The sequence below is a fragment of the Staphylococcus sp. HMSC072E01 genome (genome assembly GCF_001814125.1).
Classification (GTDB): domain Bacteria; phylum Bacillota; class Bacilli; order Staphylococcales; family Staphylococcaceae; genus Staphylococcus; species Staphylococcus hominis.
The window spans coordinates 87,550-103,712 of record NZ_KV814963.1 but is presented as its reverse complement, the minus strand read 5'-3'; the positions used below and the strand labels follow the sequence as shown (position 1 = coordinate 103,712).

The 16,163-nt window shown below is 33.0% G+C and carries 14 protein-coding genes; 4 read left to right on the top strand and 10 right to left on the bottom strand.

What is annotated here, in order from left to right; translation table 11 throughout:
- Positions 1–190 precede the first annotated feature (190 nt).
- From ilvA to ilvD, 9 genes are all read right to left on the bottom strand, one after another.
- The gene (gene ilvA / locus HMPREF2953_RS04855; protein WP_002448279.1) at positions 191–1,459 is read right to left on the bottom strand and encodes a threonine ammonia-lyase IlvA; all 1,269 of its coding nucleotides are present in this window, start codon (positions 1,457–1,459) and stop codon (positions 191–193) included.
- A gap of 12 nt (positions 1,460–1,471) precedes the next feature.
- Positions 1,472–2,041 carry a 3-isopropylmalate dehydratase small subunit gene (leuD, locus tag HMPREF2953_RS04850; protein ID WP_070672087.1) on the bottom strand — a complete coding sequence of 190 codons (570 nt, stop codon included), beginning with the start codon at positions 2,039–2,041 and terminating at the stop codon, positions 1,472–1,474.
- 3 nt (positions 2,042–2,044) lie between these two features.
- Positions 2,045–3,415, bottom strand: coding sequence for a 3-isopropylmalate dehydratase large subunit (leuC, locus tag HMPREF2953_RS04845; RefSeq protein WP_070672085.1), 1,371 nt, complete (start codon positions 3,413–3,415; stop codon positions 2,045–2,047).
- 17 nt (positions 3,416–3,432) lie between these two features.
- Entirely contained in the window at positions 3,433–4,476 is a 1,044-nt protein-coding gene (gene leuB / locus HMPREF2953_RS04840) for a 3-isopropylmalate dehydrogenase (RefSeq protein WP_049336667.1), read from the bottom strand.
- On the bottom strand, positions 4,476–6,008 hold the full coding sequence (locus tag HMPREF2953_RS04835) for a 2-isopropylmalate synthase (protein ID WP_070672083.1): 1,533 nt from the start codon (positions 6,006–6,008) through the stop codon (positions 4,476–4,478). The genes leuB and HMPREF2953_RS04835 overlap by 1 nt, the downstream gene beginning before the upstream one ends.
- A 20-nt stretch (positions 6,009–6,028) precedes the next feature.
- Entirely contained in the window at positions 6,029–7,033 is a 1,005-nt protein-coding gene (gene ilvC, locus HMPREF2953_RS04830) for a ketol-acid reductoisomerase (RefSeq protein ID WP_070672081.1), read from the bottom strand.
- Between the two features lie 125 nt (positions 7,034–7,158).
- Positions 7,159–7,398 (bottom strand): ACT domain-containing protein, encoded by a 240-nt coding sequence (locus tag HMPREF2953_RS04825; RefSeq protein WP_070672080.1) that lies wholly within the window; start codon positions 7,396–7,398, stop codon positions 7,159–7,161.
- Positions 7,395–9,113 (bottom strand): biosynthetic-type acetolactate synthase large subunit, encoded by a 1,719-nt coding sequence (gene ilvB, locus HMPREF2953_RS04820; RefSeq protein WP_070672078.1) that lies wholly within the window; start codon positions 9,111–9,113, stop codon positions 7,395–7,397. The genes HMPREF2953_RS04825 and ilvB overlap by 4 nt, the downstream gene beginning before the upstream one ends.
- An 18-nt stretch (positions 9,114–9,131) precedes the next feature.
- Positions 9,132–10,820, bottom strand: coding sequence for a dihydroxy-acid dehydratase (gene ilvD, locus HMPREF2953_RS04815; RefSeq protein WP_002448260.1), 1,689 nt, complete (start codon positions 10,818–10,820; stop codon positions 9,132–9,134).
- 442 nt (positions 10,821–11,262) lie between these two features.
- On the opposite strand from ilvD, the gene tsaE reads away from it, so the two are divergent.
- From tsaE to tsaD, 4 genes are read left to right on the top strand one after another with little or no spacing between them, the layout of a single operon-like run.
- The gene (gene tsaE, locus HMPREF2953_RS04810; protein WP_002448263.1) at positions 11,263–11,724 is read left to right on the top strand and encodes a tRNA (adenosine(37)-N6)-threonylcarbamoyltransferase complex ATPase subunit type 1 TsaE; all 462 of its coding nucleotides are present in this window, start codon (positions 11,263–11,265) and stop codon (positions 11,722–11,724) included.
- Positions 11,705–12,370: a tRNA (adenosine(37)-N6)-threonylcarbamoyltransferase complex dimerization subunit type 1 TsaB gene (gene tsaB, locus HMPREF2953_RS04805; RefSeq protein ID WP_002448261.1), complete on the top strand. Its 666-nt coding sequence runs from the start codon at positions 11,705–11,707 to the stop codon at positions 12,368–12,370. The genes tsaE and tsaB overlap by 20 nt, the downstream gene beginning before the upstream one ends.
- A gap of 11 nt (positions 12,371–12,381) precedes the next feature.
- On the top strand, positions 12,382–12,807 hold the full coding sequence (gene rimI, locus HMPREF2953_RS04800) for a ribosomal protein S18-alanine N-acetyltransferase (protein WP_371090992.1): 426 nt from the start codon (positions 12,382–12,384) through the stop codon (positions 12,805–12,807).
- On the top strand, positions 12,800–13,825 hold the full coding sequence (tsaD, locus tag HMPREF2953_RS04795) for a tRNA (adenosine(37)-N6)-threonylcarbamoyltransferase complex transferase subunit TsaD (protein WP_070672075.1): 1,026 nt from the start codon (positions 12,800–12,802) through the stop codon (positions 13,823–13,825). Before rimI ends, tsaD begins: the two co-directional genes overlap by 8 nt.
- Positions 13,826–14,160: 335 nt before the next feature.
- Here the strand turns inward: tsaD and HMPREF2953_RS04790 are convergent, their stop codons facing one another.
- Positions 14,161–16,098, bottom strand: coding sequence for an ABC-F family ATP-binding cassette domain-containing protein (locus HMPREF2953_RS04790; protein WP_070672074.1), 1,938 nt, complete (start codon positions 16,096–16,098; stop codon positions 14,161–14,163).
- Between the last annotated feature and the right edge of the window lie 65 nt (positions 16,099–16,163).

The window sequence follows — 16,163 nt, the reverse complement described above, 5'->3', positions numbered from 1 at the left end:
CGTTGCCAGGCAAATCATTGTATGGATGCGATGACCCGATATTGAGACCGTGAGGTCTCTTTTTTTTATGTCGAAATTTATAGAAAGTGTTTGGAGCTAATGAATTGAGAAGTGGAAGTATTAAACTTAAAAAATGATAAAAATAATAAAACTTCTTCAATAATATACTGAAGAAGTTTTTAATATTATCTCAAATTAATAATGAATACAACATTTTATTTTCATTAATATAAATATTTGATGGATCAAATTCATCGACATTATGTTTTAATTGTTCTAAATCTTGATGATTATTTAACTGAATGCCAATAATAACAGTGCCAGTATTTTGAGAAGCTTTTTTTAGATATTCAAATTTAGTAATATCATCTTGAGGACCTAAAACATCATTAACAAATTCTTTTAAAGCTCCTGGACGTTGAGGGAAGTTTAAAATGAAATAATGTTTCATTTCTTCATATAAAAGTGAACGTTCTTCAATTTCTTTCATACGATTAATATCATTATTTCCACCACTGACTACGCATACTACAGTTTTTCCTATAATATTGTCTTTATAAAATTCAAGAGCTGATACACTTAATGCACCTGCTGGTTCTGCTACTATTGCTTGTTTAGAGTACATATCTAAAATTGTAGAACATACTGCACCTTCATCAATTTGTAAGTAGTCGTTGACGTATTGTTTGACAATATTAAAGGTAATATCACCAACACGGGCTACTGAAGCGCCATCAACAAATTTATCTATATGTTCTAAAGTTACAACTTTATTTTGAACTACTACAGATTCATACATACTACTTGCTCCGGCAGGTTCGACGCCAATGATTTGTGTATGTGGACTATGTTCATGCATATATGTACTTACACCGGATATTAGACCTCCGCCTCCAATAGCTGCAAAGAGATAATCAAATTGAATCATTTCTTTTTTTGCTTCTAATAAAATTTCTTTTGCTAATGTCCCTTGACCAGCGATAGTATAAATATTGTTGAATGGATCAATAAATGTCATATGATGCTCATCTGTATAAACTAAAGCTTCTTTTAAACAATCATCAAATGTATCACCAGTTAGAACGATTTCTACATTTTCTGCACCAAAGAATTTAACTTGATTTACTTTTTGAAGAGGGGTTGTCACTGGCATAAAGATAACAGCTTTTAAATTTAATGCTTTAGCAGTATAAGCTACTCCTTGGGCATGATTACCAGCGCTGGCGCAAGTAATACCTTTTGATTTAGCTTGTGTGTCTAATACTGAAATAGCGTTATAAGCACCACGCAATTTAAATGAGCGTACCCATTGCAAGTCTTCTCTTTTTAAATAAACATTACAATTATATTTTTGTGAAAGATAATGATCATATTGTAATGGTGTTTCTTTCACCACATCTTTTATACGTAAATAAGCTTCGTCTACATCAGTAGCTGTTACCGTTGTCTTTAAAACCATTTGTTATCATCCTTACATTGTTTTCTCATATTTCTCTATTAATTCTTCATATTTTAATGTAATAGCAATATCATCTAATCCATTTATAAGTTTATCTTTCCAAGTTTCATCTATATCAAAGTGGAAAGATTGATTATTTGCTGACACAGTTTGATTTGGTAAATCAACCGTTATATTATTTTGATCGGCTAGATATTTTCTAGATTGTTCATTTAAAACAATAGGTAACATTCCATTTTTTGTACAATTCATATAGAAGATATCGCTAAAACCACCAGCAATAATAATATTAAAGCCAAAATCTTTTAAAGCCCAAGCAGCATGTTCACGACTTGAACCACAACCAAAGTTGTCTCCAGTAATAAGAATTGAAGCACCTTTATATTTTGGTTTGTTTAGATTAAAATCTGGGTTATCTGATCCATCAGGTAAATAACGCCATTCATCAAAAGCAAAGAGTCCAAAACCAGTTTTAGTAATTCGTTTAAGATGAACTTTTGGAATAATTTGATCTGTATCAATATTATCGTTAAACAAAGGGACTACTTTACCTGTGTATTGGGTGATAGGCTGAATATCCATTACTTATACAACCACCTTTCTTACGTCAACGAATTTACCATTTATTGCTGCGGCTGCTGCCATGGCTGGAGAAACAAGATGTGTACGTGCACCTTTACCTTGCCGACCCTCAAAATTTCGATTACTTGTTGAGGCACAATGGACACCTTCTGGTACTTGGTCAGGATTCATTCCTAAGCACATGGAACATCCAGGTTCTCTCCATTCAAAGCCTGCTTCTTTAAATACTTTGTCTAATCCAAGAGATTCTGCTTCTTTTTTTACTGTACGTGAGCCAGGAACAACAATAGCAGTAATTTTAGGATGTACTTTTTTTCCTTTTACGATATGGCTTGCTTCTATCAAATCTGATAGGCGAGCATTAGTACATGAACCTAAAAAGACATAACCTAAATCGATATCTTCTGCTTTTTGACCAGGTTTCAGTCCCATATAGTTGTATGCCCGTTCATCATTAATATTTTGAATTTCTGGGAATGGAGAACTAAAATTCACACCCATCTCTGGATTTGTGCCCCATGTCACTTGAGGTTCTAAATTTGTTACATCAAGTGTAATCACTTGGTCAAAATGAGCGTTTTCATCTGAATATAGTTTCTGCCATTCTCCAATAGATTGATTAAAGTTTTGTGCATATGGACGACCTTTGATATATTCAAATGTAGTTTCATCCGGTTGAATAATACCGTATTTAGCTCCACCTTCAATGGCCATGTTACAAATTGTCATTCGCCCCTCCATGGATAGTGATTGAATTGTTTCTCCAGTAAACTCAAGTGCATAGCCTGTTCCGAAATCTACACCATATTGATTGATTAAATGTAAAATAATATCTTTAGCATACACACCAGGTTGTAATTTACCAGAAACTTCAATTTTAAGATTTTTTGGTTTTGTTTGCCATAATGTTTGAGTTGCAAAAACATGTTCTACTTCACTTGTTCCAATGCCAAAAGCAATAGCACCAAATGCCCCGTGAGTTGCTGTATGTGAGTCACCACATACGATTGTCTTACCTGGTTGTGTTAATCCAGTTTCAGGGCCTACCATATGAACGATACCCTGCTCATCGGAACCCATATCAAAAATATGTACCCCAAAATCTTTGGCATTTTTCTGTAAGGTCGTAATTTGTTTATTAGCAATTTCATCTCTAATATTAAATATATCGATTGTAGGAACATTATGATCAAGAGTTGCAAAGGTTAAATCTGGACGTCTAAGTTGTCTTTTTTGAAGCCTTAATCCTTCAAAAGCTTGAGGAGAGGTCACTTCATGTATAAGATGCAAATCTATGTATAAGAGTTGAGGTTCGCCTTCTTTACCAGTTAAGACATGTTTATTCCAAACTTTATCAAATAATGTTTGAGCCATTATTTATGTACCTCCCTTTATTGATAGCTTTTTTTAAGTAACTCAAAGATTTCTGAAGTTTTATAGTGTCCTCCAAGGTCTTTTGTTGTTTTACCAATTTTAATTAAATGATATACAGCATCTTCTAATTCTTCTGCTGCTACACTTTGATTTAAACTTTCTCTTAAACACATTGCTAGTGACAATACCATTCCAAATGGATTAGCAAGATTTTGATTAGCAATGTCAGGCGCTGAGCCATGAATAGGTTCATAAAGTCTAGTACCGTGTTCACTAAAACTTGCCGAAGGGGATAAACCAAGTGAACCAGGTATTACTGAAGCTTCATCACTTAAAATATCACCAAAGAGATTTTCAGTAACAATGACGTCGAATTGTGAAGGATGAGTAATCAAATGCATACTACACGCATCAACGAGTAAATGATTTAATTCGATGTCCGGATAAGACTTGCTTACTTCAGTAACAGTTTTTCTCCAAAGTTTACTTGAAGCAAGGACATTCTCTTTATCTACAGAAGTTACTTTTTTATTACGAGTACGTGCTAATTCAAATGCAACTTTAGCAATACGTTCTATTTCAGCTTTAGTATAAATAAGAGAATCTAATGCTTCAGAATGATTAATATGTCTAGGTTCACCAAAATAAATGCCACTCGTTAATTCACGAACTATAACTAAGTCTGTATGTTTAACACGCGCTTCTTTTAAAGGTGAAAATTGACTGGTACCTTCAGTCACTTTAGTAGGACGAATATTAGCAAATAAGCCTAACTTTTTACGTAACGCTAATAATCCTTGTTCTGGACGATTATTAGAATCTGTCCATTTTGGTCCTCCAACTGCTCCTAATAAAATCGCATCTGCTTCTTGACAGGCAGAGAGTGTTTCATTAGGAAGGGGAGTGCCATGTGTATCAATGGCGGCTCCTCCAAAATCATAACTTTTTAAATTATAGGTGAAATTGTATTTCTTACTTATTATTTCTAATAGCTCCAAACTTCCATTTAAAATTTCAGGACCAATGCCATCTCCGGGTAAAGCAACAATTTTATATGTCATTATTTATTACCTACTTTCTCTAAATCTTGGGCAATATATTTAGCATGAGCTTCTACATATGCTTTACAAGAAGCTTGAAGTATATCATGATCGATACCTATGCCATTAACATGTCGATTTTCAATAACAAGCTCAACATGAACCTCAGCTTGTGCATCTGTACCTTCAGTAACTGAATCAATTCTATAATCGATTAGTTCACTATCCTTTTTAAAAATACGATCAACAGCATTGTAAATTGCAACAATTGATCCTGTACCAATGCTTGAGTCTTGATAAATATGACCTTTTTTATCTTTAATGACAACAACAGCACTTTGTAGACCATTTGAAACGTATTGTAATTGCAACGTTTCTACTTGATAAATTGCATTTTGTTCATGTTCAGAACCTTGAATCATCGCATGAATATCTCGATCAGATACTGATTTTTTCTTATCTGCTACTGCTTTAAATTGTTTGAATAACTCGATTTGTTGTTTAGGTTCAATGTCATAACCTAACGTTTTAAGTTTTTCAGCAAAAGCATGTTTACCAGAAAGTTTGCCTAAAGGTAATTCATTTTTACTTATTCCAACAAGTTGAGGCGTCATGATTTCGTACGTTTCAGGATTTTTAAGAACACCATCTTGATGAATACCTGATTCATGACTGAAAGCATTTTGACCAACAATTGCTTTATTTCTTGGAACTCGAATGCCTGCATATCTAGAAATTAATTCTGAAGTCAATTTAGTTTGCTCTAATTTTAATTTTGTTTCAATACCATAATGATCTTTGCGAACATATAGTGCTAATGCAATTTCTTCTAATGCAGTATTACCTGCACGTTCACCAATACCATTTACAGTACCTTCAATGCGTTTCGCGCCATTTTCAATTGCAGCTAAGCTATTTGCTACTGCCATACCCAAATCATCATGACAATGTGCACTATAAATAATTTCTTTTTCTGATTTAACATTTGTAATAAGAGATTTAAAAATGGCACCATATTCACTTGGATAGTTATATCCAACAGTATCTGGAATATTGATTATTGTAGCTCCAGCATCAACAGCTGTTTGAACAGACTTTATAAGGAATGCTTGATCTGTTCTTGATGCATCTTCTGGTGAGAATTGTACTACATCGAATAATGATTTAGCATAACTGACATGTTCTTTAATTGATCCTAAGACTTCTTCTTGAGTCATTTTTAGCTTATGTTCTAAATGGATAGGGGAAGTAGCAATAAATACATGAACACGTGATTTAGTAGCACATTTTGTTGCTTCATATACTGCATCAATATCAGATTTTTTACATCTTGCTAATCCACACACTGCAGTGGTAGTTAATGCTTTAGAGATTGCTTCTACTGATTTAAAGCTTCCAGTACTTGAAGCGGGGAAGCCTGCTTCAATAACATCGACTCCCCATTTTTCAAGTTGCTTGGCAATACTTAAACGTTCATCAAATGAAAAATTCACACCAGGTGTTTGCTCTCCATCTCTTAACGTTGTATCAAATATTTGAATATGGCTTTCCATTTTTAACATCTCCTTACATTTTATTTTTGAATGCTTTTAGATTTAATGAATGGCATCATTTTTCTTAGTTCACGACCCACTGCTTCAATTTCATGACCGTGTTGTTGTTCACGCAATTCATAAAATTCTTTAAATCCATTTTCGTTATCTTTAACAAAGCGATTAGCGAAATTACCATTTTGAATATCTTTAAGTACTTCTTTCATATTGTCTTTAACATCTGGAGTAATGACACGTGGACCAGATACGTAGTCACCAAATTCAGCAGTATTTGAAATTGAATAACGTACATTTTCCATACCGCCTTCATACATTAAATCAACGATAAGTTTCATTTCATGTAGTACTTCAAAATATGCTAATTCTTTTTGATATCCAGCTTCCACTAATGTCTCGAAACCACTTTGAATCAGTTTATGAATTCCCCCACAAAGTACAGCTTGTTCACCGAATAAGTCAGTTTCAGTTTCCTCTTTAAATGTTGTTTCAATAACACCAGCACGTGTAGCACCAATACCTTTTGCATAACTTAAAGCAATGTCACGTGCATGACCTGTAGCATCTTGTTGAACACCAAATAATGCTGGCACAGCTGAACCTTCAACAAATGTACGTCTTACTAGATGACCAGGACCTTTAGGTGCTACTAAGAAGACGTCTACATCTTTAGGAGGTTCGATGACGTTAAAATGAATATTAAATCCATGTGCAAAAGCTAATGCATTACCAGCTTCTAAATTTGGAGCAATTTCATTTTTATATACATTACCTTGAATTTCATCAGGAAGTAATACCATAATAACGTCTGTTTGTTTAACTGCTTCAGCCACTGGATAAACATCTAATCCATCTTCTTTAGCTTTATTAAATGAATTACCTGGACGAATACCAACTCTTACGTCGTAACCGTTATCTTTAAGGTTTTGAGCATGTGCATGGCCTTGAGAACCGTAACCGATAATAGCAATTTTTTTACCTTGTAGTGCATCTTTTTCTACTGATTGATCATAATAAACTTTTGTCATAATACTTTCCTCCATTAGTTAAAAAATTTAAAAAACTCTGAATATTGAAAAGGTAATAATTAACTTCGTGATGTTAGACATTAAATATGATAATTGATGTAAAATGCTAGCGCATCATCTAAGAATTAATCATTCACATCTTCAATATTAATAACACTGACTTGTTTTTTTAATTTAGTAATTAAAATTCGATATATATCTTCATCCTCAATATGAACTTTGATTGTCATATCAGATATGCCATCTTCACTAGCAGGTTTTACATATAATTCATTGATATTGTACTGTAATCTTACAAAAGCACTTGTGATTCGATTTAATGTACTGACTTGATCAGCTACTTTTAATTTTAAAGTTCGGTTCATTCTAGACCCTCCATTTCATGATTAGCTTTACCACTAGGAATCATAGGGTTTACAGGTTCCGCTGGAGAAATTCTTACTTCAATTAAAGCAGGACCTTCATAATTAAAAGCTTCATCTAATTGCGCTTTTAATTTATTAGGGTGATCGATTAAGAAGCTTTTAACACCGTAAGCTTCAGCCATTTTAATAAAATCTGGTTGATCATTAAAAACAGAATGTGAAAAACGTTGATTAAAGAATTTATCTTGCCATTGTTTTACCATTCCTAATGTACCGTTGTTAATTAAAACAATTTTTACATTTAGATGATATTCAGGTAATAACGCCATTTCTTGATTGGTCATTTGGAATCCACCATCACCTACAAAACAAATAACTGTTTTATCTGGAGCTGCGAGTTGGGCACCAATTGCTGAAGGAATACCGAATCCCATTGTTCCTAATCCACCACTTGTAACCCATTGACTATGATGTTTGAAAGGATAAAATTGTGCTGACCACATTTGATGCTGACCTACATCTGTAGTGACGATGGCTTCACCATTTGTGATTTTACCAATATATTCAATGGCTTCTTGAGGACGACAAAATGTATCATTAGCTTCTTTGTATTTAAATGGATGTTTTGATTTATTATCTAAACAATGGTCTACCCATTCTTTGTATGTAGCATGACTATGATGTTCAGTAACTAATGCTTCTAATACTTTTTTACAATCTGCAACAATTCCGAGTGTTGTAGGAATCACTTTATTAATTTCTGATTCATCAATATCAATGTGTACCACTTTAGCGTTTGGTGCGAATTCGTTAGGATTACTAGCCAAACGATCATCAAATCGACTACCTAAATTAATGAGTAAGTCACATTCAGTGAGTGCCATGTTACTTGCATAAGAGCCATGCATACCGCCCATACCAAGGAAAAGGGGATTTTCATATGGAATAGCACCTAGACCTAATAAAGTTGTAACAACAGGAATTTGATGTTGAGTAACAAATTCAGTTAATAAAGCATTTGATTTTGAGTGATTGATACCTGCTCCAGCTAAAACGACAGGTTTTTTTGCATGATTTAAATATTGAGAAAGTTGTTGAATATCTTCTTTATTTGGATTTTCAGTTACTTGATATGAAGGTAAATGAACCTCTTCTTCAAGTGGAGCAGAAGAAGTTAAAACACCCATATCTTTTGGGAAATCAATGACTACAGGTCCTTTACGTCCAGTATTTGCTAAATAGAATGCCTCGTGAACAATTCTAGGGATATCATCTACATGTTTAACTTGGTAATTAGCTTTTGTAATTGGCGTTGTCATTGATAATAAATCAGCTTCTTGGAATGCATCTTTACCAATACCAGGGGTTGCCACTTGTCCGGTAAATACGACTAAAGGTAGAGAATCACAATAAGCATCAGTAATACCAGTGATAGCATTTGTAGCTCCAGGACCACTTGTTACGACGACGACACCTGGTTTGCCTGAAACACGTGCGTATCCTTCAGCGGCATGGGTAGCACCTTGTTCATGACGTGCAAGAATATGTTTAATTTTTTCATCATAAAATGTATCGTATAATGGTAAAACTGCGCCACCTGGATATCCAAAAATGAAATCAACATCTTCGTGTACAAGTGCTTCTACTAATAAGTCAGAACCACTTCGAGTTGTAAGTGTTTCAGTTTGTTTATTACTTTCCTTTGTTTTTGACATATTTATCGCTCCTTAAATTTAAATAAGATTTTCTGGGACTTGCATAATACCACCCGTATTTGCACTGGTTACTAAAGCAGTGTATCTTGCAAGATAACCTGTTTTTACTTTAGCTTTAAAAGGCTCAAGTTCTTCTTTACGTTTATACAATTCTTCTTGAGGCTGATTAACGTCTAAAGTTCGATTTACTAAGTCAATAGTAATTTCATCACCATCTCTAATCAGACCAATAGGACCTCCTGAGGCTGCTTCTGGTGAAATATGACCTACAGCGATACCACGAGTGGCTCCAGAAAAACGACCATCCGTAATTAAAGCAACATCTTTTCCTAAACCTCTTCCGACGATAGATGATGTAGGAGCTAACATTTCTGGCATACCCGGACCTCCTTTAGGTCCTTCATATCGAATGACAACTACGTGACCTTCACGAACTGTTTTATTATCAATTGCTTCTACAGCTGCATCGTGTGAATCAAAGCAAATTGCTTTTCCTTTAAATACTTTAATTGAAGGATCAACACCACCAACTTTAATTACTGCACCTTTAGGAGCAATATTACCGAATAAGACGGACAATCCACCTTCTTTATCATATGGAGCATCTAAAGAATGAATAACATCGAAATTTTTAATCTCTTTACCTTGGTTATTTTCTCTTAATGTTTTACCAGTAACTGTTAGTCGATCTGGATGCAGAGTTCCTTCTTTTTTCATTAATTCATTAATGATTGCTGGACATCCGCCAGCTTCATGAACATCGTGCATAGAATAAGAAGAACTTGGTGCAATCTTAGATAAATAAGGCGTTTTTTTAGCAATTTCATTAATTCTTTCTAAGTCATATTCAATTCCAGCTTCATTAGCAATTGCTAATGTATGAAGTACAGTATTTGTTGAACCACCCATTGCCATATCTAAAGCAAATGCATCATCAATTGCTTCTTTCGTAACAATATCACGAGGTTTAATGTCATTTTTTATATTTTCTACCAATTGAAATGCTGCTTGTCTAATCATTTCACGACGTTGATCGCTTACTGCTAAAGCTGTACCGTTGTAGGGAAGTGCTAATCCTAAGACTTCCATTAAACAATTCATAGAATTTGCTGTGAACATTCCTGCACATGATCCACATGTTGGACAAGCATTTTGTTCCATATCTAAAAATTCTTCTTTAGTAATTGAACCTTCTTTAAAAGCTCCGACTGCTTCGAACATAGACGATAAAGTTAAAGCTTTTCCTTGAGCAGATAAACCAGCTTTCATTGGACCACCTGAACAAAAGATAGCAGGGACATTTGTTCTAACAGCTGCTAATAACATTCCAGGTGTAATTTTGTCACAGTTAGGAATATAAAATACACCATCAAACCAATGAGCATTGATAACAGTTTCAGCCGCATCTGCAATAATTTCACGTGACGGTAAGGAATACCTCATACCAATATGTCCCATTGCTATGCCATCATCGACACCAATTGTATTAAACTCAAAAGGAATTGCACCTGCTTCACGAATCGCTTCTTTTGCAATATCTGCTAATTCTCTTAAATGAACATGTCCAGGAACGATATCGATATATGAATTACAAATTGCTACAAAAGGCTTATTCATGTCAGTAGGACTTTTAAGTGCTCCTGTCGCGTGTAATAGGCTTCTTGCTGGTGCTTGATGATCACCTTTTTTTATCATGTCACTTCTCATTTATTCATTCCCCCATAAATTACTAATTATTAAAATAAAAAAACGCCCCAATAAAGTTGGGACGTTTTTAAGTCCCATTCAATGAGAAATAGGACTTAAACATTTAGTAAATTAAGCTACTAAAGTTCCAGCCCTGAAGAGTATAATAAAATAATTAAATTTTCTAGTGGTGATAGTGAATATGTAAATGATTGCATGATATTATACTCCTTTCTTGAATGGATGATTATTTGAATAGTTAGAATTGTTTAAAAATTTGATAAATTTAATTTACACTAAACAGATATTAAAGTCAATACTATTTTTAGAATTTTCTAACAATTTAGAAGAATGATTTATATTTTATTAATGAGAAATTTTTAGTAAAGTTTGTTACAATTATTAAGTTAAATTTAGATGAAATAACGAAGTGTAAAATAAACATGAGGAGAGAGAACAATACATGATACCTATCAAAAATTTAGATGAGATGGAACATTTTGCTAAAATTTTAATGAAGCATGTTGGTTCAAAAGATGTCATTTTATTGAATGGAGATTTAGGTGCTGGTAAAACAACGTTGACTCAATTTATAGGTAAATATCTAGGAGTAAAGCGTAATATTAATTCTCCTACGTTTAATATCATAAAATCATACAAAGGTAAGGAGTTAAAACTTCATCATATGGATTGTTATCGCTTAGAAGATTCAGATGAAGATTTAGGATTTAATGAATACTTTGAAGATGACGCTGTTACAATAATTGAATGGAGTCAATTTATACAGGAGTTCCTTCCGGAAGAGTATTTAGTGATTAATATTACGACTATAAATGAAAATCAACGACAAATTAATATAGCAGCAAAAGGCTATCATTATACTAAAATAAAGGAAGAGATAGACAATGAACTTACTGTTAATTGATACTTCAAATCAACCCATGTCAATTGCTTTGATGAACGATGATGAGGTGTTAGCAATAAAAACAACAAATAGTAAAAAAGATCATTCGAGCCAACTTATGCCTAGTATTCAATCCTTATTTAATGAATCGAATTTAAAAAAACAAGAATTAGATGGGATTGTTATTGCAAAAGGGCCTGGCTCTTATACAGGAGTGAGAATAGGCGTTACTGTAGCGAAAACATTAGCCTATGCTTTGAATACTAAATTATATGGTGTATCATCGTTAAAAGCATTAGCGGCTACTATAGATACGAATGATAAAAGAATTATCGTACCAATATTTGATGCTCGTCGCGAAGCGGTATATACAGGATTATATCAATATGAAAACAATCAATTAAATACAATTGAAAAAGACCAATATATTTCTTTAGAAGCGTTGCATAAAAAACTCAATGATTTAAATCAACCTTATGTGTTTGTAGGAGAGGACACGGAAAAATTATCTGAATTACTACATGGAGATATTGAGGCTAAACTGCCTAATGCAACTGTCATGAAACACTTGATTCATCAACCTGAGAACATTCATACGTTTGTACCAAATTATATAAAATTGTCAGAGGCGGAACGTAATTGGTTAAACCAACAGAAGAACAGTTAACCATTAGAGCGATGCAAGTCGATGATGTACCAAGTGTTTTCGATATTGAGAGAGAAAGCTTCAACGATAGTTCATGGACCATCGATGCATTTTACCATGAACTAAATGAAAATAACTTCGCAAAATACTTTGTTGTTATTTTTCAAGAAGAAATTATTGGATATTTAGGATTATGGATAGTAATAGATCAAGCTCAAATTACAACAATAGCAATCAAAGAATCATTCAGAGACTATGGATTAGGTCAGCTATTACTTAATTATGTGATGGACTATGCTAGGCATAATTGTGATGTGATGAGTTTAGAAGTGAGAATTACGAATGTGATAGCTCAACATGTATATAAAAAATTAGGGTTTCAATATGGCGGTAAAAGAAAAAATTACTATGGAGAAGGCGAGGATGCATTAGTGATGTGGGTGAATTTAAATGAATAGAGACATATTAATATTAGCGGTTGAAACAAGCTGTGACGAAACAAGTGTAAGTGTTATAAAAAATGGAAATACGATTTTATCTAATATTGTACTTAGTCAAATAGAAAGTCATAAACGTTTTGGGGGAGTAGTCCCTGAAGTTGCAAGTAGACATCATGTAGAGGGAATTACGACTACAATTGATGAAGCGTTATCTTCAGCTAATGTTACTATGGAAGATATCGATGCCATAGCTGTTACACAAGGACCTGGATTAATAGGGGCACTTCTAATAGGAATTAATGCAGCAAAAGCTTTAGCATTTGCTTATAATAAGCCAGTCATTCCTGTTCATCATATTGCAGGACATATTTATGCTAATCATCTTGAAGAACCGTTAGTCTTTCCTTTAATAGCATTAATCGTTTCGGGTGGACATACAGAACTCGTTTATATGAAATCACATTTAAATTTTGAAGTAATTGGTGAAACACGAGATGATGCTGTAGGAGAGGCTTATGATAAGGTAGCAAGAACAATTGGTTTATCATATCCAGGAGGCCCAGCTATAGATGCACTTGCTTTGAAAGGAAAGGACACATACCATTTTCCTAGAGTATGGCTTGAAAAAGATAGTTATGATTTTAGTTTTAGTGGATTAAAAAGTGCAGTGATTAATAAGTTACACAATCAACGACAAAAAAATGAAGACATAAAAAAAGAAGATGTTGCTACCAGTTTCCAAAATAGTGTCGTCGATGTATTAAGTACAAAGGCTATTAATGCTTGTAAAGCTTATCATGTTGAACACCTTATTGTAGCTGGCGGAGTAGCTAGTAACAAAGGATTAAGAGAACGATTAAATCATTTGTGTAAAGAAAATAACATTAAACTTTCAATACCTAATTCAAAGTTATGTACAGATAATGCTGCTATGATTGGGGCTGCTGGATATTATTACTATAAAGCTGGTGTAACTTCATCTCTAGATTTAAATGGAAAAAATAATATAGATATTGAAGATGTAACAGTTGAATAATAAAGTAAAAAGTAATTGAACTTAAAATCAAATAAGTTTCAATTACTTTTTTATTTAATTAGGTTAATATATTGACTGTTGATATATGTCAATAGAGAACGTGTGTACTTATCAACAAATAGTTAATATCTTGTGGATAAAAAGGGGGCAAAGATGTGAATATCGTTTAAATGTTGTGTAAAAGTTATGTGAATTATTATCGTTCGCGTTGTGGATAACTAGGATAAGTTCGTTGATAACTGAGATATCAGTATTTTATTTGTTTATAAATTTGTGAATGAAATAAATAAAAAACTAGTAAAAATTTGATACTTTTACTAGTTTTCTTAGATGTATTAAATTTTTTCTTGTAACTCTTCCCATTCAGCCATAACATTCTCTAATTGTTGTTCGGTACTTAATTTCTGTTCAGCAAGTTCATTTGCCTTAATAGGATCATTAAAAATATCAGGCTGAGTCAATTGTTGATTAATTTGAGTAATGTGTTCTTCATATTTTTCGATTTGTTCTTCACATTGCTCAATTTGACGCTCAATTTTTCGTAATTCTCTCTTATATTGTTTTTGAGAAGCATACGTATTAGTTGTTGACGAATCGGTGTCTTCTAAATCAAGCGTTTCATCTTTATTGTTTTCCGATTCAAATTCCTTTAACGCAGAAGCTTCTTCTGTTTTCTCAATAAAATATTGATAGTCACCTAAATATAGTTGACCGCCATCTTTATTTAAATCAAATACTTTATTTGCTAGTTGATTAATAAAATATCGATCATGGGAAACAAATAAAATTGTACCTTCAAAATCTTTTAACGCTTGTTCTAACATTTCTTTAGAATCTATATCAAGATGGTTAGTAGGTTCATCGAGTATCAAAACGTTATCACGTTGTAACATAAGTAAAGCTAATTGCAAACGTGCTTTTTCGCCCCCTGATAAATCATTAATAACTTTTTTGACGTCATCTTGAACGAATAAAAATCGTCCTAAAACAGCGCGGACATCTTTTTCATTCATCATAGGATATTGATCCCAAACATAATCTAATATTGTTTTATTAGATTTGAATTCTGCTTGTTTTTGATCGTAATATCCTATGTTTAAATTAGCACCATAAGTAATTTCTCCACCTAATGCTTTTTGACGATTTGCAATTGTTTTGATAAGGGTAGTCTTTCCAACCCCATTAGGCCCAATAATAGCAATATGGTCTCCTTTTGTAACTTCAATATTAATAGGAGCAGTGATAGGGGATTGATAACCTACTTCTAGATTACGGATATGCATCACATCATTGCCAGTATTTCTATCAAACCCAAACTGGATATTAGCACTTTTAGCATCCATCATTGGCTTATCGATACGTTCCATTTTTTCTAATGTTTTTCGACGACTTTTAGCCATACCGCTTGTTGAAGCTCGAGTAATATTTTTTTCCACGAAAGTTTCAAGACGTTTAATTTCGTCTTGTTGTTTTTCATATTCTTGCATTCTTAATTCATAGTATTTATCACGTTGAGTAATAAATTGCTCATAATTACCTACGTAACGCTTTACATCTCCTAAAGCAACATCATATATTTGAGTTACAATTTTATCTAAGAAGTATCTGTCATGACTAATAATAATGATGGCACCTTTAAAATATTTCAAATAATCTTCTAACCACTTAGTTGTTTCCAAGTCGAGGTGGTTTGTAGGTTCATCTAATAGTAATAAATCTGGCTCACTTAAAAGCATCTGTGCTAAAGATAAACGTGTTTTTTGTCCGCCACTAAAATCATTAATGGGTTTATCAAATTCTTCTTCAGTAAAGTTTAAACCATGCAATACTGTTTTAATTTTACTTTCATATTGATAACCTTCAAGTTGTTCAAATTGATTAGATAATGATTCATAACGCTCCATATGTTGTTTATAATCTTCTGAATCATAACTATCAACGTGAGCGGCTAACCAATCAGTTTCATCATTAATAAGCGTTTCCATATGCTTAATATGTTCAAATGGTTTTGACATTTCTTCAATTACAGTAAGAGAAGAATCAAGTGTCATTTGTTGAGTTAAATAACCAATACGTAAATTCTTGATTTTTGAAATATGGCCACTATCATAATCTTCAACACCTGCAATAATCTTCATTAACGTTGATTTTCCAGCGCCATTTCTTCCTACTACGCCAATACGTTCTCCAGTTTTAACTTCAAAATTAACATGATTAAATATATCTTCACCATCAAACGATTTTGAAATATCATTTAATTGTAAAAGTATCATTCAAGTTTCACCTTTCTATCTATGTAACAATCACATTTATTTAACTTTAAATTTGACATTATTAT